20 protein-coding genes are annotated in these 20,358 nt (G+C 60.2%); 3 read left to right on the forward strand and 17 right to left on the reverse strand.

The features are described 5' to 3' along the window. Positions 1 to 42 precede the first annotated feature (42 nt). The 6 genes from sctV to CFI11_RS19495 form a co-directional block, all read right to left on the reverse strand. Positions 43 to 2,148: a type III secretion system export apparatus subunit SctV gene (gene sctV / locus CFI11_RS19470; protein WP_130408940.1), complete on the reverse strand. Its 2,106-nt coding sequence runs from the start codon at positions 2,146 to 2,148 to the stop codon at positions 43 to 45. Further along, positions 2,148 to 2,513: a hypothetical protein gene (locus CFI11_RS19475; RefSeq protein WP_130408942.1), complete on the reverse strand. Its 366-nt coding sequence runs from the start codon at positions 2,511 to 2,513 to the stop codon at positions 2,148 to 2,150. The genes sctV and CFI11_RS19475 overlap by 1 nt, the downstream gene beginning before the upstream one ends. 416 nt (positions 2,514 to 2,929) lie before the next feature. Then, entirely contained in the window at positions 2,930 to 3,907 is a 978-nt protein-coding gene (locus CFI11_RS19480) for a hypothetical protein (RefSeq protein ID WP_130408944.1), read from the reverse strand. 77 nt (positions 3,908 to 3,984) lie between these two features. After that, positions 3,985 to 4,206: a hypothetical protein gene (locus tag CFI11_RS19485; RefSeq protein ID WP_130408945.1), complete on the reverse strand. Its 222-nt coding sequence runs from the start codon at positions 4,204 to 4,206 to the stop codon at positions 3,985 to 3,987. 57 nt (positions 4,207 to 4,263) lie between these two features. Then, entirely contained in the window at positions 4,264 to 5,580 is a 1,317-nt protein-coding gene (locus CFI11_RS19490) for a hypothetical protein (RefSeq protein ID WP_130408947.1), read from the reverse strand. A 62-nt stretch (positions 5,581 to 5,642) separates the two neighbouring features. After that, positions 5,643 to 5,891: a hypothetical protein gene (locus tag CFI11_RS19495; protein WP_130408949.1), complete on the reverse strand. Its 249-nt coding sequence runs from the start codon at positions 5,889 to 5,891 to the stop codon at positions 5,643 to 5,645. Between the two features lie 212 nt (positions 5,892 to 6,103). Between CFI11_RS19495 and CFI11_RS19500 the strand changes: the two genes are divergently transcribed. The 3 genes from CFI11_RS19500 (at position 6,104) to gspD (ending at position 12,092) form a co-directional block, all read left to right on the forward strand. After that, a complete protein-coding gene (locus CFI11_RS19500) occupies positions 6,104 to 9,112 on the forward strand; it encodes a hypothetical protein (RefSeq protein ID WP_130408951.1) in 3,009 nt (1,002 codons plus the stop codon). 108 nt (positions 9,113 to 9,220) lie between these two features. Next, positions 9,221 to 9,751, forward strand: a complete 531-nt coding sequence (locus CFI11_RS19505; RefSeq protein WP_165390323.1) for a hypothetical protein — start codon at positions 9,221 to 9,223, stop codon at positions 9,749 to 9,751. Between the two features lie 283 nt (positions 9,752 to 10,034). Next, positions 10,035 to 12,092, forward strand: coding sequence for a type II secretion system secretin GspD (gene gspD, locus CFI11_RS19510; RefSeq protein ID WP_130408955.1), 2,058 nt, complete (start codon positions 10,035 to 10,037; stop codon positions 12,090 to 12,092). Between the two features lie 8 nt (positions 12,093 to 12,100). Here the strand turns inward: gspD and CFI11_RS19515 are convergent, their stop codons facing one another. Genes CFI11_RS19515 through CFI11_RS19565 form a run of 11 tightly spaced genes read right to left on the reverse strand, consistent with a single transcriptional unit; the run spans position 12,101 to position 20,349 of the window. Then, positions 12,101 to 13,147, reverse strand: a complete 1,047-nt coding sequence (locus tag CFI11_RS19515; RefSeq protein ID WP_130408957.1) for an EscU/YscU/HrcU family type III secretion system export apparatus switch protein — start codon at positions 13,145 to 13,147, stop codon at positions 12,101 to 12,103. Beyond that, positions 13,144 to 13,962, reverse strand: a complete 819-nt coding sequence (locus CFI11_RS19520; protein ID WP_130408959.1) for an EscT/YscT/HrcT family type III secretion system export apparatus protein — start codon at positions 13,960 to 13,962, stop codon at positions 13,144 to 13,146. Before CFI11_RS19520 ends, CFI11_RS19515 begins: the two co-directional genes overlap by 4 nt. 15 nt (positions 13,963 to 13,977) lie before the next feature. Then, on the reverse strand, positions 13,978 to 14,247 hold the full coding sequence (locus CFI11_RS19525; protein ID WP_165390324.1) for a YtrH family sporulation protein: 270 nt from the start codon (positions 14,245 to 14,247) through the stop codon (positions 13,978 to 13,980). Continuing rightward, positions 14,247 to 14,909: a type III secretion system export apparatus subunit SctR gene (gene sctR / locus CFI11_RS19530; protein ID WP_130408963.1), complete on the reverse strand. Its 663-nt coding sequence runs from the start codon at positions 14,907 to 14,909 to the stop codon at positions 14,247 to 14,249. Before sctR ends, CFI11_RS19525 begins: the two co-directional genes overlap by 1 nt. Then, on the reverse strand, positions 14,902 to 15,948 hold the full coding sequence (gene sctQ, locus CFI11_RS19535) for a type III secretion system cytoplasmic ring protein SctQ (RefSeq protein ID WP_130408965.1): 1,047 nt from the start codon (positions 15,946 to 15,948) through the stop codon (positions 14,902 to 14,904). The genes sctR and sctQ overlap by 8 nt, the downstream gene beginning before the upstream one ends. Further along, a complete protein-coding gene (locus tag CFI11_RS19540; protein WP_130408967.1) occupies positions 15,933 to 16,430 on the reverse strand; it encodes a hypothetical protein in 498 nt (165 codons plus the stop codon). The genes sctQ and CFI11_RS19540 overlap by 16 nt, the downstream gene beginning before the upstream one ends. Continuing rightward, positions 16,423 to 17,778, reverse strand: coding sequence for a FliI/YscN family ATPase (locus tag CFI11_RS19545; RefSeq protein WP_130408969.1), 1,356 nt, complete (start codon positions 17,776 to 17,778; stop codon positions 16,423 to 16,425). Before CFI11_RS19545 ends, CFI11_RS19540 begins: the two co-directional genes overlap by 8 nt. Continuing rightward, positions 17,775 to 18,380, reverse strand: a complete 606-nt coding sequence (locus CFI11_RS19550; protein WP_130408971.1) for a hypothetical protein — start codon at positions 18,378 to 18,380, stop codon at positions 17,775 to 17,777. The genes CFI11_RS19545 and CFI11_RS19550 overlap by 4 nt, the downstream gene beginning before the upstream one ends. Next, on the reverse strand, positions 18,367 to 18,957 hold the full coding sequence (locus CFI11_RS19555; RefSeq protein ID WP_130408973.1) for a hypothetical protein: 591 nt from the start codon (positions 18,955 to 18,957) through the stop codon (positions 18,367 to 18,369). The genes CFI11_RS19550 and CFI11_RS19555 overlap by 14 nt, the downstream gene beginning before the upstream one ends. Beyond that, positions 18,954 to 19,775, reverse strand: a complete 822-nt coding sequence (gene sctJ, locus CFI11_RS19560; protein ID WP_130408975.1) for a type III secretion system inner membrane ring lipoprotein SctJ — start codon at positions 19,773 to 19,775, stop codon at positions 18,954 to 18,956. Before sctJ ends, CFI11_RS19555 begins: the two co-directional genes overlap by 4 nt. Positions 19,776 to 19,779: 4 nt before the next feature. Further along, on the reverse strand, positions 19,780 to 20,349 hold the full coding sequence (locus tag CFI11_RS19565) for a hypothetical protein (protein WP_130408977.1): 570 nt from the start codon (positions 20,347 to 20,349) through the stop codon (positions 19,780 to 19,782). Between the last annotated feature and the right edge of the window lie 9 nt (positions 20,350 to 20,358).

Here is a 20,358-nt window from a genome sequence, read left to right on the forward strand (position 1 = left end):
TGCCGTAACCTGACATCGCGCCCTCCCCCGGATATCATCTGATCAGGCCGCTGAACGTTGGCGGCTCAGCCGCAGGGTGGACACTGGAAAAAAAGTGTAACCCGGCACCAATTCCTGGCTCGAGATCACCTCCACCGTAATACGGCGCTGCAACAAAAATGCCCGCAGATGCCGGCGTAGATCGACGGCCACGAAGATAACCAGTTGCCCGCGATCGGGCGACTTTTTGTCTATGACGCGTCGCAACTTGGAGAGAAGCTCTTCGCATTCGTCCTCGGCAAAGCTCAGACTGGTTCCGATCACCGTCTGGTGCAGCCGGTCCCGCATCAGCGCCTCGGTCCCGTCTTCGACGATGATCCCCGAAATCATCCGGTTGGCATCGGCAACGCGGTCGCACACTTGCCGACGAAAGGCCAGGCGCACGAATTCAGTGACGTCTTCGCTGGTACGGTTGCCCCCGCCCCATTCGGCAAGCGCCTCCAAAAGCATACGCCTGTTGGCAATGGAGATCCGGTCGCGCAAGAGGCGCCGAAGCACGTCGGCAATCTGCTGAAGGCTTAGGGTATTCATGACCTCCTGCAGAAGCGCGCCCAGCGATTGCTCACACTCCGTCAGCAATTCCTGCGTTTCCTGAATGCCAATGAAGTGGCCGATATGCCCCATCAGCGCTTCATCCAAAAGCGCGAGAGCCGCCGTCGCAGGTGTGTCAAACGACAATTCAGCATCCTCAAGAAGCTGCATATGCCTGGCATCGACAAAGGTCGCGTTGCCGAAGGCGCGAGGCATCTGCCGTTTGTCCTCATCGGGGATTTCGCACGCCTCGAGCAGTTCGGCATCCGCCTCAACAATGAGATGCTTGGACATGATGCAATCCGACAGGATCGGGACGTCGTCGAACATGACCCGCACCATATCGTCGGCCATATCGGGCACGGTTTCGACAGACGCAGCGGGACAAGATACCCCCAACTGGTTTTTGACATTGGACCGCGCCGTTTCTAGTCCGGGGCCGAGGGTCTTGGCGTTCAGCTCATCCGCGAGCTTTTGCGAGACCTGCAGACGGATCGGCGTCGGTTCAGCTTCCTCTTCCGACGGCGGGCTCGCTTGGGCGCCTGTGTCCTTGGCACCTTGTTCCTCCGATTTCTCGGTGGCGCCATCAGCCGATCCTGTTTGCCCTGCCCGGTTCCAAGTCAGAAACGTCGCTGCCCCGAAGATGGCGGCAAGCAGGCCAAGGATCGCCGTCGGAAATCCGGGAATGAGACCCAGGGCCATAAGTGCCACGGCGGCAAGCCCCAAAGCGCGCGGCTCCGCGCCAAGCTGGCCGATAATGTCGGCACCCAGGTTGACCTGCGCCTTGCCCGGCACGCGCGTCACGATGGAGGCCGCCGCAAGCGAGATCATCAGCGCGGGCAATTGAGAAATCAGCGCGTCGCCGATTGACAGCAACGCATATTGGCCAATTGCATCCTGCGCCGTCATGCCCCGCTGAACGACGCCGATGGTAATGCCGCCGACCAGGTTGACGAAAATGATGATCAGCCCTGCGATACTGTCGCCTTTGACGAACTTCATCGCCCCATCCATTGCGCCGTAGAGCTGGCTTTCGCGCTGCAGAAGTTTACGGCGGCGGCCGGCCTCCTCGGCATCGATGTCCCCGTTTCGCATCTCTGCGTCGATGCTCATCTGCTTGCCCGGCATCGCATCTAGCGTAAACCGGGCGGCGACTTCGGCGATGCGCTCGGCCCCTTTCGAGATGACCATGAACTGCACGATGGTAACGATGAAAAAGACGACCAGCCCGACCACCACGTTGCCGGCGATCACGAATTGCCCGAAGGTGACAATGATCGCGCCCGCGTCGCCCTGGGCCAGGATCAAACGCGTCGTGGTCACCGAAAGGGCCAGCCGGAAGATGGTAGAGACGAGGATGATCCCGGGCAGGCTGGACAGATCCAGTGCATGCTTGAGGTAGATGGATGTCATCAACAACAGGATCGCAACCGCGAAGTTAAAGCCGATCAGCATGTCGACAATCACGGTCGGCATGGGCATGATCATCAACATCACGGTCAAAAAGAGCAGGAGCGCAAGGGCCGCATCCCGCGCAGTCGCCAGGATGTTGAAGGTCGAAAGAAGCTTGGCCAGCATTATGGGATCCGACGCCCGCTGATTGCGCCGAAACAGGCCCGCGCAGCCTCCCTTGCGCCGCTCCGCAGCAGCGTCAGCACATGCAGCACCTGAAATCGGCGGTCCGGTGTGCGAGTGCAAAGCTCTTCGGTCAAGCGACAGGCGGCGTCATGGCGCCCCAGCGCCTGATAGGCGCGGGCCAACTGGCCCAGCGCTTCGATGTCTTTCCGGTCACCCGTCAGGGGATGCAGCAGAAGCACGGCGCGCGACGGCTGCCCAGCGTTCAAGGCCGCGCCCGCCATCATCAGGATGATATGCCTCTGACGTTCCGAGATCCCCGGCAAAGGGCGCGCGCGACGCTTAGCGAAAGGGACAACCTTGCTCACTTTGGGTCCCCTAGAACGGACTGAGCGTCATCAAAACGCGCTTGCAGTTGGGCATAAAGCAGCGCCTCGCGTTCGAATTGCCGAACGGCAGCCACGTCGCGTCGCGTGCTGCTGGGGGAGAGCTGAGCCCTGAATTGTCGTGCAAGGGCGCGCAGTTCCGTGGCCATCTCATCCTGCGAAATGGGGGCAATCGCAATTGCCGACGGCGCGTCGATCTGCGTCGGTTCGGCACTTCTGGCAATGCGGCGTGCGGGACTTGTTTCGCGCGAAACTGATTGATTGGGCGCCGCGGGCAAGACGCGGTCGTCTATCCGCAGACCGTCAGGCCGCCGCGGGACGGACGGGGCAGTGCGCGGGCTTGCGGGTTTATGAGAGTATGAGGTGATCATAGTTTGAAGCGGTCGCCGCCATCATGTTCAGTATTCGACTGTTATGAGTTCTCCCTCGAACTCGAATACGGTGCTCGACACCCCGATCTCCCGGACACGCCAGCCGCTTGGCAAAATCGACCCGGCGTGAAACTGCGACCCGCCCACGGATATGGCGGAACGGTCGCCGGGCCAGACCGCCTCGATCCGGGGCGGGCGCAGCTTTTCGGGAGCCGATGGCGCGACGAAACGGGCATGGCTGCGCAGGGCAACATTGGGGCCGTGAACCCGGTCGAACCAATGGCGCACGCGAAGCCACTCGCCCCGTTTGGTCTCGTCGATCTCTCCTTCGACGAAAAGGGCGTCGTCACGGCGTATCACCGTGAGCCGATCCAGGCCGGATATCGCGGTGATGCGTGAAACAAGAGCCTTTTGCGCCTCCTGAAGCTCAACAGTGCGGTCAGGGACCTGCGATGTCTGCTTTCCAGTGTCTGCGGCCAAGGCCACCTGTTCCATCGCAGGTCCCGAACGGGTCTCGCGAGGTGATCCATCGACCGGGATCGCGCTGATGAAATGGTAAAGGAAGGCGCCACCAAATCCCGCCAGCATCGCCGTTACGGGCCCAAGTTGACGCAGCGGACTGGTGAAGCGTGTCGCAGGAGCCGAGGCGATTTCGTTTCTTGGCGGGAGCGTTGACACAGCCGGTTCGGCAGCCCGCTCTTCAACCTCGCCGAAATGGAGAACGGTTTCACCGATCGTGACCTCGAAAGGGCTTTCCACGTCGATCTCCATACCGGAGGGCAGCAGACCCCGGCCCGAAAGGGTTAAATCGGCTTCGACAGCGCGAAGCAGGAGGCCGGTGTCCTGAGCAATCAGCGTGAGCGCGTGATCGGGAAGATCGGACAAGGACAGCACGATGTCGCAGGCCAGCGCGCGGCCCAGGCTTATCCGATCCCGGTCTGCCCAATCGCAGCAGACCCTTGCCCCACGATGGGGACCGGACTGCACTTGAATTTCGACCGGCATGGCAGACCTCGCTCAAGACAGACTGAAGAAGGAGGTTGACCGAGCCACGCCGGTCAACCCGCGCTCTTACCGACGGATTATGCCGGGATGGTCATCTTCGCTGCGGTACTCTGCAGTTTCTTGCCCGCTTCGAATTCCTTGAACTGGGCGTTCCAGGCAGCGGCGGCATCGGATGTCTTGCCCACTCGGTCCTGGTATTCATTCGCGCCGGTGAAATCGACGCCGTTTTCGCCTTCGGACTGGGTGACGAGATCCTTGGCGGAGTTTGAGCTGATGCCTTCGGGCGGTGTAACGGACATTGTAAGTCTCCTTTCAATTAAGTCTTTCGTTCGGTTGATCTTCTGGGCGCGCCAAGGTCAGGCGCTGACCATTTCCCCGATGGCGGATTGAACGCCGGTCAGTGCGGACAGGATGTCTGGCGAATTCGTCTGGCTTTGGCCGATGAGCGCCAGAACCCCTCGATACCCTTCGAGCAGATCGTCACGCTCTCCCTCGGTTACGCCGAAGCCAAGATCGCTGTCATCGGACAGGATGTTCGAGAAGATATCCGACGTGTTGGTCAGGGCATTCAGGGTGGAGCGCTGAAGCTCGGGCGTAAGCCCGGACTCGTTACTGGCGACCGCCTGGGTGAGATCCTTGGTGGAGTTCCCCAATGCGGTGATGGCCTCCTCCGAAGCACCCTCGTCGAACATCGGCGTGTCATCGGCGGTGATTTTCAGGCCCGCAAGCGTGAAATCACTGTCGGTGCCACGTGCCTTTGACAGCTTGATTTCAGCCGCATCCGTATCGACCGGAATATCGACTTTTCCGCCCGCCTTGCCATTGATCCGCATGTTGATGGACTTGCCATCCTCGGTCTTGATCTTGACATCGACGGCCTCGTCCTCTTCGAGCCCTTCCAGGGACAACTTGGAAGATGCCGTCCCTTCCGGAGGCCGGACTGTAAGGACATCGCCGCCACCGATACCGTTCTGGCCGATCGAGATGCTGTTGGTGTCCGGCATGAACTGAAAGCCGCCGGGTTTGTTGGAACTGACATAGTCAATCAGCTCCATCCCGGTCATCTTTTTGCTTTCGCCAGGCTTCAGACCGGTATCGCCGACGGTCTTGGGAAGCGACGGTTCCGAAGGTCCGCCCGTTTTGCCACCCCCGGCCAGCGCATTGTCGATCATCGCAATGATGTTTTGGGCCATGCCGAGAACCGTCGAAGGGTCACCCCCGCCGGGCGCGAAGATGTTCACCGTGCCGACGTTGCCAAACATCGGGGCTTGAGAGGCATTTGCGCCGCTGGATCCCGAATTGCTTGTGCCGAGGTTGTTTTCGACGTTCTGCGCCAGGTTCATAAGGCGCGCGGTCGAAACGTTGCCCTGTTTGTCATAGACGGTGTTGTCCAGCATCCGTGTCACAGCGTTCAGATATTGGCCGGTTTCGCCGTTTTGGCCGCCGTCGATCTCATTGTTCTTGGCGGCAACCTGATTTGACACCTTGCGGAAATGGGACATGGCTGTCGTCACTTCGACATCGCTCTTGCTGACCATGTCGGGCTTACCTGCAAGCGCATCGACCAATTGCCCAGCGGCCGTCGACAGTTTGAACTGATCGGCAGCCCACATTTGAAGTGTGCCCATGTCGCTGCTGATGCTGACCGGGGCGGGTGATGTAACATCACTCATCTTGATCTCCTTTCTGAATGATGTGGCAGTCGCACTTGTCGCGGCTGCCTTGGGTAGCGGCGTTAGGTGACGTCGAAGCTGTAAAGCATCGATTTCAGGTTCTGGTTGGCCTGCCGCTGCTGGATGGCATCCGCATCGACCTCCCTGTCGCCCGCACCGGTGTCGAAGCTGGAGATCAACTGGGCCACAGTATTGACCTGCTGAGCGCCTGGTACGAAACCGCTGAGCGGACCTGCAACCTTGCCGACCTGACCGGCAAAGTCTTTCACGCCCTCGATGACATCAGATACGATCGGGATCTTGATACCCATCTTGTTCTCCTTTCGGTTGGCCGGGCCTTGGTCCGGCGGCTGATGAAAGGACGTTGGAACAAGATGCTTGCGTGGACCTGACAGAACCGATCAAAAACCACGACGCGTCGCAGGAAGGGAAAATCATTGATCCCGACACGCTGTAAGGCTGCGGTCAACTGGCGGTGTTAGGCGTCGTGCTCATTCGTTTTCCGTGAGATGAAAGAGATCGCATGTCCACCACACCGCCCAACCTGCCCAAGCCACCAGCCCTCGTTGCAACCACATACGGCCTGGATTTTCCCGGTTCCGGGGTTGATGATCTTAATCCCGCCATTCTTCTTATCAGCTTGCTTGTCGGCATTTGGAATGGTGCAAATTACATCGGAAGCTTGCCGGGGGAGTTGGGCGCCGCCTTGCGGGCGGAGGTGGACCGTCAGGCGAAATTGCCCAATCACGCACGCCGAAACGAGGTAGAGAGAACCTTCGACAAGCTTGCCGAAGATCCCGTTTTGCAGCGCGGCACCGATGATCACGGTCGCACCGTCATCAAGAACGTCTTCAGCGGAGAGGTCATCGTTCGCAGGGCAAGCGCAAATAGCGTCGAGTTGCAGGCGGGGCCAGGATTGCAGGCCTATCTGGCCTCCAAAAATCCCGATCTGGCGGCGGCGCTCAAGCTTCCCGCTCCTCCGGTCGAGTTGAAGGACCCGCTTCAGCAGATGACCGAGATGTCCCGAAACCTCGATGCGGCCTTGAGCCAACCGGTATCTCCGTCACAGCCGACCGCTCCCGCAACGCCGGCCTATGACCCAAGCGCCGATCAGGCGCTGGTCCGGAAATCGTTTGACGCGAATGCCCTGGGTCGCAACGGGGGCATACCATCCGAAAAGCTGACGGAGGCGGTCAACAGGCTGGTCAGCGCCGGAGCACTGTCCGAAAAGGACGGTCGCTATGCGCTTGCCCTGCGGGGCGTGACCGACATTCAGCAGGGCGCGGACAAGCTGATCGACATTCAGAAATCGGTCGCGGATATCGGCGCCCCGCAATATGCAGGGCACTTCACCAATACCGGCGAAATGAAAACTGGACTGACCGAAGTCGCGCAGCGCTTCCAGGGCACACCGCTGGAACAGCGTGTTGCAGAGGTCGTCGCCTTGCTGGGACGTGCAGATGCCGTGTCACAGGCCCGGGCCACGGTGCAGGCATTCGCGTTCGGCCAGGATGTGCCAGAAAAGGCTGTGAACGATGCAATACATGTCCTCAAACAGCACGATCCGGCGCTGGCATCGTCCAGGGAATACCTCGGCTTGCTAGACGCTCTGCACGCCAAAAGCCGCAACCGAAATGAAATCAACACCGGGGATGGCGGTTCGGTAAATGATCCGAACGAAGAGGCCGGCGCGCAGCGTACGCCACCGCCCATTCCCGCCGATCACGATGCATGGGGCAACCCGCCGTTTGGCGAAACGCTTCCTCCGGCAGCGACACCTGACCCTGCGCGTCCCGGACCGAGACCGGCCGCACCGGAACGGGACCCGGACACGATCCCCGACTTCAGCCCCCCAGCCCGGCCCGGTGCGGTGCCCGGCCCGGTTCAGCCCGTTGCCGAAACGCAGCCACGGCCCGAAGTCGTGACGCCGGACGCGGTGGCCGCGGCCCCGCAGCCATCCGGCCCGCCGGGCAACAACAATGACGACCAAGAGCCCAAAACGATCAAGCAGAAGCTTGTCGATTTCTGGGCCACGTTGGGAGCCGATATCACCAAGGATGGTGTCGGCGCGGTCGGCGCCAACGCCATCGCCGCGACCAGCGCTGCGGTGTTCTATGGCGGATTGAAGGAGGTCCGCACTAGCACACCGCTTACCACTCAAAACGTGCAGGCAGAGCTGGCCAAGCTGCAGGCCAAGCCGGACGAGTATATCGGCGCGAACTACACCAACGAAGTGAACCTGCCCTATATCGGCTGGAGCGTCGGCGACAAAGCAGGAGGTCAAAGCCTTTACAACATCTCAGGGCATTTGCTGCAGCGCGACAACGGCAACGGCTCCATCGACACGTTCCGCATCGTGCCGGAAGACATGTATGACACGCTCAAGGAGCTGCAAAAGTCCGAGGGCATCATGTCGGACCGGGTTTTTGTACGCGAGCAGATCAAAGACAATGACGGTAAGGCAGTGACCGTCTGGGTCGAGATCAAGCCGCCGGCCCGTGCGCGTCTAGACGAACTGGTCGACGTTTCGCTCAAAGCCGAGAGCAACGAGAATGCCCCGGGCTTCGAACTTTCGCCACGGCTTCGGATCGGGACCGAATTCTACGACTTCTCCGCAAGCCTCTACTTCGGTATCGGACCCAAGCGCAAGGATGGCGAGTATACCGCCCGGCTGGGTATGGACCCGAACAATCCCAGCAAGGTCATCGATGGCGATCTGCGCTATCAACAGACAACGCGTCTGGCTGGGATCGGCGGCGGCTTTGCGAGTAATTTCAATTCCGACCAGATCCGCGACCTGACCGATCCCGACAGCCTGCTGAACGGCAAATCCGCCAAAGTCGGAGGCTTTGGCGTCGGTGCCGACATCATTGGCCGGACTAGATATCGCTTGGGTGTCATCGGTGAGGGCGGGTTCGGCGCGCAGCTTTTGCGGGCCCGTGAACAGATCGCCGGCGTCGAGATCGGAAGCTATCCGGTCTATGTGGAATATGACGGCAAGCAGCTCAAGAAATATACCGAATTCCAGATCTATCCCTTGAACGTCAAAGGCGAGTCTGGTCTGACCAATCCGCTTAAGATGGAGAATTACTTTAACAAGACAAAGCCGATCGACTTTGGCTCCCTGCCAAACGCCAAGGTGGGTTTTGACGTGGCTTATCAGGTCACCACGAAGGCCAAGAATGCGGGCCTGCCGGAGCTTCCGACCATACCTTACCCTGACTGGGAAACCCACAAGCCTCTGGCCGGAAAGATGGCCATCGTGGGGCCTGATCGGATCGAGGCAGCGGATATCACCGTCTCCTCTGACGTACTCTGGCAGGGGCAAAACAACGAGGATCGGTCGATCATCGACATTCGCCTGGCCGATGGCAAAGACGCCCGTTATCTCGAATACAAGGGACAGGCCTATATCGTCGTGCCGGACGAGAACGCGGTATTCAAGGCGCCGGTCAACGCTTATTCGATGTCGATGTATTCGATGGAGCGTGTCGGCGCCCAACCGCCCTCTCTGGTCAACAAGCGTCTCTGATCCCAGCGGGGTCAGGCCTGTGTAAGCAGGCCGTCCTAAAGACGTCGGCATACGGCAGCAGTGCCGTTTTCGAAAAGATCTCTCTTCCTCATCCAGAAAGGACACATGATGTCTGTTCCGCCCGTCACGCAAAAAGCACCCTCCGATATCCCGCCGGAACCCCAAAGCGAAGTGCCGTTCAACCCGATCCCACGCGACCGCCGCCTGCCCAAGGCGACCGATCTGCCCAAGACGATTGATCTGGGCGACCTGAAGGTCAAACCGCTGCCCGAAGGCCGTGGCGGCGCCGAGATTACGGCACCCGTGACACCATCGACGGACGTCACAATCGGCGGCAAGCTGGGTGAGCCCGCGTCGGTCGGTGTCTCGCAAGATGCCGGTCCCCTTGGCGTCACCATCAAGCGCGATCTGTCAGGTCCCCCAAACACGCGCGGAGAGGTGGAAGCCACACTTGGCGATAAGGAGGACGTCAATCTGAAGGGCACGGTCGAGATCAATCCCTCTGCCGACAACAAGGTCCGCGGGTCGGCCACGTTGACCGTACCACTGGGCGATAACCTTTCGGTCGAAGGGTCGGTCAAAGAAAGCGCCGATGGCAAATCCGCGTCGGGTGAAGCGGTCATTCTCTATCGTAAGTAGTGGGCGCATCTGCCATTTGCCTTCCAGTGCAGTGCAAGGCGCGGAAGGCAAATGGCGGCTTGCAGATATTCGTTGGTAAATTCCGCAAGACAATTCTTTTGTATATTAGCGACGTACAATTCATTCCCCGCTGCAATACAGGCAAAAATCCGCCGTAATTTCCACAATTGAGAACATCGTTTCAAAAATGCTCTAACAGTTACCTGCGCTGTGTTAAGTATACGCAAACGCGGGCGATAATTCAGCAATAGACTGAGGCCGCCCACAGGCACGAGGCAGTGAAATGTATATCAGGCTCGCCGTTTGCGGAGCGCTATGCGCTTTGTTGATCGGGTGTGATCGCACGGACCCCAATTCCGACAGGCAATCCCAAGCCGATCTGGAAGACTGGAGAGCCCGGACAATCCTGGGCGGTTCGGACCCCGCAAGGGTCGACCGACGGGAGGGCCGCATCTTCGGAGCCCGTCGTCAGCGCAATGACAGCGCGTCTCTTTTCCCAGGCCGTCAGCCCATTGTGCGGCAAAGCGAATTTGCCGACGAAGACGGCGCCGCCCTGGTCGATCTGAACCTCATAGACGTGTCGATCGAAGATGCAGCAAAAGCCTTTATCGGCGACCTGCTCGACGAGAATTACATGGTCGATCCTTTGGTCAGCGGCACCATCAACCTCGAATCCGCGCGCCCGGTCACCCGCACGACGGCCATCGAGGCTTTTGAAATCGCGTTGCGCCAGAACAATGCAGTACTGGTCCGACGCAACGAAATTTTCACCATCGTTCCCGTGACCGCCGACCTCGCTATCAGTACCTCGACAGCGCGCGACGTTCTTCCCGGCTATACCCTGCGCGTTATTCCACTGCGCAACATTGGCGCGCAGGAAATGGCGGCCATTCTTGAGCCTTTTGCACAGGATGGAATTGTCGGTATTGATGCGCAACGCAATATTCTTGTGTTGGCGGGAACGTCGGCGGATCAAAGAAGCTGGCAGGACACGATCAACAGTTTCGATGTCGACTGGCTGGCCAATCGGTCCGTTGGACTTTTTCCGATCCGGGGCCGCTCTGCCCAATCCATCGTAAACGGGCTGGAGCGTGTGGTTGAATCCGACGAAGACTTTCGTCCTTTGGTCGTGTTTGAGGTCATACCCGAAAACAATTCAATTTTGGCCGTGGCGAAAACACCCCGCGCCCTGGAGAACATCGCCGTCTGGATCAAGCGGCTTACGCAAGACAGCACAAATGACGCCCAGATCTACTCGTATGACATGCGCTATGCGCGCGCCGAAGACATCGCGCCCACCTTGTCACAGATCCTTGGCATCGCGGTTGAAACTTCGCAAGCGGTGGAAGAACCGGATGATGCTGCCGTTCTTTTCGCCCGCACGAGCAACGACCAAAACGCCACCCGCGTAGTTGCGAGTGCGGCCAACAATACGCTCCTGATCCGGGCCACACACGACGAATATGAACGTGTTCTGGGAATTCTGCACCGTCTTGACGTACCCCCGCGCCAAGTCCTGGTTGAAGCAACTATTCTTGAGGTGTCGCTGGACGACAACCTCAGATACGGGGTCCAGTACTTCTTTGAAGGGGGCGACGGTACGATTGGTCTGACACGCGGCAGGCGTGCGACGATCAGCCCGGAACGACCCGGTTTCAGCCTGACGCTTGGCGTGCCGGCCAACGTGATCATCGACGCGCTCGACGATGTGACGGAGGTCAACGTCGTATCCTCCCCCAACCTGATGATCCTGAACAACGAAGCAGCGCGTCTGGTGGTCGGTGACCAGGTGCCGATCGCCACGCAGCGCGCCAATGACCGCTTTGCCGAAACGGGCATCGCTGTCGAAACGGTCGAGTTCCGCGACACCGGTGTGATTTTCGACGTCACGCCCCGGATCAACTCTTCAGGCACCGTGGTTCTGGACATTCAACAGGAAGTCAGCTCCGTCGGCCCGAGATCGGGGGAGTCGCTGACGCCTACCATCTCTCAGCGGGTCGTGTCGTCCTCGATCGCCGTCGATACCGGAGAGACCATCGTGCTGGGCGGTCTTTTTTCCAAGGAAAACAGTCTTGGCAATAGCGGAATACCCGGTCTAAAAAACATCCCCGTCGCCGGCAATCTCTTTGGGCGCACGAACAAGCGGTCGCGGCAAACCGAGCTTTTGGTCCTGATCACGCCAAAGATCGTGAACAATCCGATGGATGCAAGGCAGGTCACGTCGCAGTTAAGGTCGCGCATCGAAGCTTTTGACGTCGATGACGCCACGCTCCAAGCGAGGATCCGGCCCATGCGCACGGAAAACTCCGCCTTGATCGAAGCGCAGGGAACGGACGGTTAGCCCGGGCCTTATCCTTCTGGAAGCTGTCCAAGGTGGATTGCGCGGGCAACCTCTCCGTAAAGATCAGACGGGACAAGCTGTCCGGGGGCGCATTTGCTTGCCAACGTGTCGGCCAAAGTGGTGCTGTAATAGAAAGGAGTTGCCCGTTCAAAAGCGGATCGCATGTTCTTCAACGCCGTCTGGTTGGCTGAGCGGGACACGACCACCGGGATCGGCGTATCGCCTTCGACGTAGCGAATGCCGATGGCGCGTTTCTCGTGATAGATCACAAGGGTCGCTTGTTTGATCCCGAGCTTCTGCGCCGGGCCCTGGCTCATCTCCCTGCGCAGGCGGTTTTGCTCTTGCTTTATCTCGGGCGATCCGTGGATGTTTTTCTGTTCCATCTTTGTCTCCGTTTTGGTCATTTTCTGCTGGTCGAGGAAAAGGTGCTTTTGAACCGGCATATCCAGCGCGCCGATGACAAGAACGATGGCCGCCATCGCAAACAGCAGCATCTGGGTGAGCGCATGAATGGCCACCAACGTGCAGTCGAGCCCGCACGGCGGAAGATGGATCAGCGTCCCGACAGCGCCGTTCGAGATCACCCAGCACGTCGCACCCAGCAGAACGAGCTTGAGCAGGGTCTTCACAAAGGCGACGATGGCCATCTTCCCGAAGATGCGCTTCACTCCGGCGATGGGCGACAGGTTCTGCAAACGCGGCGTCAGCGGGTCGAGCGAGAAGACGATCCCCTGATTGACGACGATCTTGCCAATGATCAATTGACCAACGATCGCGGCCAGGAGCGGGATCAGCAGGTTCATCGCGACGTTGAGATAAGCGATGGCCAATTCCAGAACGACCGCGTCAAAGGGCTCACTGGCACTGGCGGTCGTCACCACGATGGTTTCTGCCAGTTCTTCGAAGAGCGCCGGCGCGCGGGCAAGGATCACGGCGATGCCGACAAGAAAGCCCAGACCGATGGAGAGATCCTGATATTGGGCAATTTGTCCCTTGCCGCGCGCATCCTTCAGCTTTTTCGGGGTGGCGGCCTCGGTTTTCTCTTCGCTGCTCATGGCGTCAGCATCCGTTCAAGTTCGAAAAGAACCAGGGCGCGTGTGGGCAAGGCCTCGCGCATGTAGCCCAGAAGAGTGCTGGCATAGGCCAGAATGAAAACAGCAAAGATCAGGTTCTTGAAGGCAGCGCCCGTGCTTTGCCCCACCATGTTGGGCGCAACCTTTCCAAGCCCCGCAACGGAGAGATCGGTGATCAGGAACAGAACGATGAACGGTGCCGCCAACGCCATCGCGGACAAAAACATCAGGTGGATCATCCGGATCAGACCGGAAAAGCTGTCGGTCGTGAAGGCAGGCATGTATCGGTTGAGCGGCCAGATCTCATAGCTGCCGTAAAGCGCACCCACCAGCGTCTCCATCCCGCCGGACGAGACGAAAAGCGCCAATGCGATAAAGCCGAAAAGGGTTCCCGACGCGGTCGCCTGTGACTTGGCGCTTGGGTCGTCGGTGTCCGCGTTCACGATCTCGCGCTGTGTGTCGGTGATATCGCCGGCGGCGCGGATTGCAAAAATGGGTGCACCCATGAAAAGGCCCATCAGCGCGCCCACCGCGGCTTCTTTGAGAGAAAAGAAGGCCACCTGCAAAGGGGAGCTGAGATCGAGGTTCAGCATGTCCACGCTCATCGGTGCCTGAAGCGGCAAGGCAAGTGCGATGGCAATGGCGCCTTTGGTCGTCCGCCCCAGCTGCACGCGGGTGAAAAGCGGAAAGACAAGCATCAGCCCGTATATGCGCCCCGACAGCAGGGCAATCGCGCCGATCGGCCCCCAAATCGCTTGCGAGAGCTCGTTGAGAAGATCGAAATCGAACGCGCTCATCCGGGCCCTCCACCGTTACCGCACCATCTTGGGAAAGTCGCGGAAAAGCGTTTCGGTGAACTCCGACAACGGATAGAGCAGCGACCCTCCGACAGCTGCGTAGACCGCGATGACCACGAACAGTTTGACCGATTGCGGCAGGGTCTGATCCTGGATTTGCGTGGCGGTCTGCAGGATCCCGATGAGAAGCCCGCCAATGATCGCGGCCCCCAGAGGGATGCCGATAGCCACAAGAAATATCGAAAGCGCTTCGAAAATCGGAGCGAAAAGGGTCGAGCCGCCCATCATTGCGCTCCGGCATAGCTGGTGAGCAGTCCGGTCAGGATAAGCGTCCATCCTTCCACGGAGACAAAGAGAAAGAGCTTGAACGGCGTCGAGATGATGCTGGGGGTCACCTGCGACATCCCCATGGCCATCAGGATCGTGGTGACAATCAGATCGACGGTGACAAAGGGCAGATAAATCAGGAAACCGATCTCAAAGGCCCGCCTGAGCTCGGCCATCAGAAAGGACGGGACGAGGATGACCAGTTGATCCGGCGCCGCGCTCAGATCGGCGTCAGCTGGCCAGGCCTGCTGCGCGGCAGAGACGAAAAAGGCCCGCTCCTGTTCCGTCGTCAACGCCATCATGAAGTCACGCAGCGGCACCTGCGCGCGCTGAAAGGCGGCGACCCAGGTGTCGAATGACGTAAAATCCGTCCCGCCTGCCTGGATTTCCGTGATCATCGCGCTGGCAACCGGCGCGCCCACGAAACCCGTCAGCGCAAGCGCGATGGTGTAAAGCACGATGTTGGGCGGAGTTTGCTGGACGCCAAGGGCGCTGCGCAGAATGAAAAGAACGACGGCAACCTTCACGAAGGAGGTCGTTGCAAGCACGACAAAGGGCATCATGCCAAGACCCAGAAGGATCGTCAGCATGGTCAGGATCGTTGGACCCTGGTCACCCATGGTCGCAGAGACGAACGATCTGGACGGCGACCGTATCGCCGATCTGGACCAGCGCCCCCCGGGCAATCCGCCGACCGTTGGCCAGCAGCGCCACATCGTCCAGCGACAGATCCGGAAGGTCGATCAGCTGACCCGGGCCTAACCGGTCAAGCTCGTTTATGGTCAAGCCGACACGGGCCACCTCGATCCGCAAGGTGACGGTAATGTCCTCGATCATACCGGTCGGCAGGCTCAGGTCCGCCTCGTCCTCGGTTGATATCTCAGATAGCTGTTCCATGCTCCAGGTCTCCTCAACGACAAGCTGCCCCGCCTCAATCCTAACCGGCGCGCACCAGCCCTGCAGGCAAAGCAACCCTTGGTTCGGATGGATCGCCCTTTGGGGAAGGATGACATCCTGCACTTTAAGCCCCCGCAGATCCGCAACCGGGATCCGGCAGCACCCGATTTCGAGACTGGGGAAAACCGGGATACGGTCCTTGGCCGTCCCAATCCGATTTGGTCTGGATCGCTTGAAGATCTCTGCAAGCGCACGGGGCGTGTCGCAGATCAGCCTGGTGCTGACTGTCAGGCTCTCGAGCTGGAACGCTATGCCTTCCACCAGGGACTGATCGGGGGGGTCTGATACCCCGACACAGGTGGTGTGGGACATCGCCTTCGACTCAACACCGGTCAGAAGACGGTCGAAAGCTACGTCAATCGTGTGCGCGGCCGTCAGTGGGTCCGACAGGCTCTTCAAGGCCGCCCGCCCGCCTTGGCGCATCACCGCGCCGCGCACGAGGCGCCAGGGCACATAAAACCCAAGCTCGATGCCCGAGGCCGAAAAGCGCAGGCGACAGGTCTCGGCAACGGGATGGAGGCCCGGCCTGAGCGACGCGAAGACCTCCAATTCGTAAATCTGTGAGAGGATGTCGCTCAGCACCGAAACACGGGATGCCCGGATTGCGGTCTCCGCGCTCTGGCCCGGCGTCTGCTGTGTCAGACGGAGCGGAACCGGCTCGCCGAAAGGGAGGCTGGCATGCATCATCACGGGCTGCTCCATGACTGATATTGTTCGGCAAGCGCATCATCGGCAGCGTTGGCCCTTCGGCGGCTCAGCCGGCGGCGTTCCGGTTTGACCGATGTGTCGTAAAACTGGGCGATGGCCTCAGCGGCCCGGCGGGCGGCCTGTTCTTCGATCTGCGCGCGCTCAAGCGCCTCGCTCGCCTCAGACAGCGCGTCGATGCTTTCTCGAAGCTGATCGGCAGCCCTTATGACGGTCTGCTGTATCGCTTCCAGCCTCAGGGCAATTCCATGGAACCGCCCGTCCGCCAGCGGTTGACCCGGCAAAGCGCGGTAGAGTTCCGCTTCGGCCTCCTGTGCCTCCCGCCGGGATATATCCAATTTCTGTCGGTCCTCCGCAGCGACTTGGCTTTGTTTCAGCATGCGCCGCCTTTGGCGCGCCACGGCCCGCTGCGCCTGTTCCGCGCGCCGGATCTTGAGCCGCTTTAGCTGGTCAGCAGTCTCGATAGTCGCCTCAGACATCGACATTGTTCGAGTTGCCCTCCGCCAGTTGCGACATGATTTGCGCCAGTTGGTCTCTGGTGTCGGAAAACGCCTGCGGCATGTTCGCGTCCTGAACCAGAAAGGCGCGGATCGCGGGATAGAGCGCGATGGCCCGATCGGCGACAGGATCCGAACCAGCCTCGTACTCGCCGCAGCGCACCAGAAACTCCACGTCGCGATACGCCGCCAGCATGCGCCGCAGATCGGCGGCTTCTGTCACATGCTCACGGCTCACAACCGCATCCATCAGGCGGCTTCGGCTCCGCAGCAGATCAATGGCCGGATAGTGATTTTCACGGGCCAGCTCTGCGGACAGAACCAGATGACCATCGAGGATCCCGCGCACCTCTTCGGCAACGGGATCATCCTCGCCATCGCCTTCCACGAGCACCGTATAAAAAGCGGTGATCGTGCCCTTCGCCGCCGGGCCCGCACGCTCTAAAAGGTCAGGCAAGCCCGAAAAGGTCGACACTGGAAAGCCCCGCCGTACCGGGGCCTCACCTGCGGCGAGGCCCACCTCCCGCTGCGCCCGAGCAAAGCGGGTCAGGCTGTCGATCAGCAGCAGGACGTTCTGCCCCTGGTCCCTAAAGTATTCTGCCACGGATGTCGCGGCATAGGCGGCGAGCATACGTTCTCCGGCAGGCCGGTCCGAGGTCGACGCCACAATGACGCCGCGCCTGCGGGCGGTATCATCAAGCTGATGTTCAAAAAATTCCCGAACCTCCCGGCCGCGTTCGCCTATCATGCCAATGACGCAGGTCTGGGCGGTGCATCCCTTCACGATAGAGGCCATGAGCGTCGATTTTCCGCCGCCCGCCTCGCCGAAAATACCCACGCGCTGTCCGATAGCGGTGGTTGCGACGGCATCGATGGACCGGACACCCACGGGAAAGGGTTTATCAATGACGGGCCGGCTCATCGGGTCTGGCGCGGCGGCATGTGCCGACACGTCCCTACCTGATCCCGATATGGGCCCTGCCCCGTCGATCGGCGTCAGTCTCGCATCCACGACCCGTCCCAGAAGATCCGGACCGGCGCGAAGGGTGAGCCCTTCGCCGCACGGGCGTACCATCGTTTGCGGCCCGATCCCCGTCAGGCTCCCAAGCGGGCTCAAGATCGCGGTATCGCCGGAGAAGCCGACGATCTGCCCCTCTATCAGCATCTCACCCGCATCGTCGAGCAATTCGCATATCGCACCGATCCTGCCATGCGGGACATGCGCATGAACCACCGTCCCGCGAACCGCTGTGACCTGGCCAAGCGGGCGACGCGGTTGATGCCGCTCAAGCCTTTCGCTGATTTCCGAGAGAAATTGCGCGCCCGTCATCGGCTTGCCCGTGTAGTCAGCGCCGTCTGGATCGCGCGCAATTGTCTGTCAGGGTCGATGGCGATGCGGTCCGGGCCGACTTGCAGGGTAATGGCATTTTTCGGATCTCCGGGATCGACCTCCAGGGTAATCTGCATCCCCGATGCCATGATTTCAGCGTGGATCGCCTGCCGTATGTCTTCGGGCATCGCGGCCGGGATGCACAGTCTCATCTCATCCGCCTGCCGATGCTCGGCCAGAGCAACCTTTACGATGCGGCCCAGCCGGTCCGCCTCTGGCATCTCGCCGATCAATTGTCGTGCGATCTTGAGCGCAAGGGTGATGAGGGCTTCGTCCTCCAGCGTGCGCGCCTGTCGCCACGTTCGCATCTCCTTCAACGCCTGATGGAAAGCCATCTCCATGCCCAGGCACTGACCGATACGAAACCCCTTCGCCATCGCCCGGAAATATCCCCGCCGGAGCAGCCGTTTGCGATCGCTGAGACGCGCCTCAAGCCGGTTTTTAAGCCGCGAGACAGAGCACAGATCCGCGATTTCGGCGGCGCGAACAATCTGCCCCGGTTGCGGGGTCGGAACCGTATCGGGCCAATCAAACCGTCTCATCTCTGGCCCTTTCAGAAAAACGGTGTGTGACGGCCATCTGAAACGCCTCGATGGCGGCCTCCGTCGGTGCGCAATCGATAGCGGCTGGGCCCCAGATCACGTCAAGCCACCGCCTGTCCATCTCGGGTTGACCTTGACGCCAAGCCGCTTCCGCAAGCTTGCCCGAACGCTCCACCAGATCCATGACCCCAGTCAGATCCGCAGCATGGGTCCCCATGCGTTGGGCCTGGTTCAGGGCAAGGGTCCAGCCATCCGCGCAGATAACCTGCGTTATTTCGGCGATGACCTCCCGATTAAGCAGACCCGCCAGCGCATCAGCCTGCAGGACCGCACCTGCCAGCATCGCCAGCCCGCTCCGTTCATCTGCTGACATCCGCAGTAGAAATCGGCAGGAGGATGTTGGAGGGTCCATAAGGTTGTGGCGTTCGCGCAGACGGGACCTGGACAGGCGCTGTAACCGCGCGCTCTGCTCGATCACCGGGCGCGCCCAGGACATCTTCACCGTTAGTGCATCCAGACAGCACGCCAGATCAATGAGGTCGTCCGGCCCCGAGATGTTTTGCGCAAGCTGGTTCATCCGGACACGCCCTCCTGGGTCTTTCGCGCTTCGGCGATCACCCCGAAATGCGCTTGAGCTGGCAGCGCATTCCCTGTCGACCTTCCATCGTCGGCCTTCCTGCGCACCCGCAGCAACAGCGTGGCCCCGATAAAGAGCACCGTGATCAAGGTCGCCGCAAAGGCCCAAAGGGATGCTGGTGTCTTCTTGGCTGCCGGACCTGGCGGCTGAGGCTTTGTCACCGGCTCGGCCATGCCCTGAACCAGGAAAACCGACACGTTGTCATAGTGAAGGCCTTCGATACTGTTGGCGACGAGGATCTTGATCTCAGGCACCATGTCGCGCAGGTCGGTCCCTTCGACATGGCGCAGAAACACAGAGGCGGACGCCGCTTCGCGGGGTTTGCCGATGACTTCTTCGGATGGCAGCACCGCATGCACGCGGGCCGAAAGGACACCATCAATTTCGGAAAGAGTGTGAGACAATTCCTCGGAGATCGCAAAAACCAGACGGGCCCGTTCCTCGACTGGTGAAACGACGAACCCGTCGCCGGCGAAGACATCGCTCAAGGTTGCATAGCTCTTGCGGGGAAGTCCCCGGTTGTCCAGGACTTCGATCGCCCGGGCGAAATCGTCCTGATGGACTTGCACCGTCACCTCGGAAGGGCTGGTAACGACCCGGCTTGCTGAGATGCCGGAGGAGGCAAGCACCGCCACGATTTGGTTGGCATCCCGCTCCGTCAAGTTGGTGTAAAGATCGGTCTGACAGGCCGAAAGCGCGGCAAGGCACCCCACCATAGCGAGACGACGAAAACGGGCGCATGCGTCAGGGCCGGGCATCACATCAGCCCTGCGACAGCTTATTGAAACCCTGGCCGGCGGACTTACCGATGCCGATTGCGAAATTCACCAGGTTGGCCTGATTGGCGATCCGGTCGTATCGCATGAGTATTTCGTCCGCCGCTGCCAGAGATTCCTTGAAGTCAGGTCCCTTCCGGTCTTCCGGGGACCGCTTTGCGGCATCCTCGGCATTCGGACCGTAAGCGACGCTCACCTCTGCATCCTGGCTCAGCAGACCGCTCGTCAGGGGCCTTGAGACCGCAAGATCGACGCTGGCGATCGATTGACCGTAACTCCGCATCAGATCACCAACCTTGGCGTCTTCTGCCTCCGGATTGCTGAGCGTCTGTTTGGACAGATCTCGCAGATGTTCGGCGAAGGCCGATGCATTCTGGTCTTTGGGTTCGATATTCTGATCGCTCACAGGCTCGTTGCCCGTGAGCGCCGATGCGCCTTCAAGTCCCATGACATCCCCGATCATCGTAGCTTCGCCGGGAAGGTATGAATGCAGTCTTACGGCAACCTGACAGCATTCAAGCTGGCGGATCCGGACACCGTTCCCTAGGCTCGGCATGATATCCGA

The sequence above is a fragment of the Thalassococcus sp. S3 genome (assembly GCF_004216475.1).
In the GTDB taxonomy this organism is placed as follows: domain Bacteria; phylum Pseudomonadota; class Alphaproteobacteria; order Rhodobacterales; family Rhodobacteraceae.